At 77.1% G+C, this 512-nt stretch carries 1 protein-coding gene; it reads right to left on the bottom strand.

Annotation, left to right across the window (positions count from 1 at the left end):
* Positions 1-512, bottom strand: a 512-nt coding sequence (locus C1I93_RS30880) for a thiamine pyrophosphate-dependent enzyme (protein ID WP_258378404.1), incomplete at both ends; no start/stop codon positions are given.

Below are 512 nucleotides of genomic sequence, written 5' to 3'. Positions count from 1 at the left end.
GGGTGGGGCGGGGGGTGGTGAGAGCTTCGTGGCAGGCGACGCCGATCAGGCGCGCCTGGTCGACCCGGATGCCGTGCAGGCCGAGCAGGCGGGCCCAGCCGGCGTACGGCACGTCCTCGGTGCCGGGCCGGCCGGTGCCGAACACCACGATCACCAGGCGCGGATCGGGCCAGGCCGGCCAGCGGCGGGCGACGGTGACCAGTTCGGCCAGGCCGTGCGGACGCATGCCCGCGTCGCTGGTCAGGGCGAACACCGGGCGGTCGGGGTCGGCCAACTTGGCGGCCACCGCGTACGGCACCGCAGCGCCGCTCGGGGTGTCGCCGATGACCAGACCCGGCCGGGAGCGCAGCTGTCGGGCATACCCGGCGAGCAGCGGATCGCCGTCCACCGTCACGGTGGCCCGGGCCGGCAGGCGGGCGGAGAACGCGTCGAGCACCGACAGCGGATCGCGCGACTCCGACCCGCCCGGATCCGCCTCTCCCGGCGGGTCGGCGGCGGAGCGACGGTGGGGC

Source organism: Micromonospora endophytica (assembly GCF_003236305.1).
In the GTDB taxonomy this organism is placed as follows: domain Bacteria; phylum Actinomycetota; class Actinomycetes; order Mycobacteriales; family Micromonosporaceae; genus Micromonospora; species Micromonospora endophytica.
This window is presented reverse-complemented; position numbering and strand designations above follow the sequence as displayed.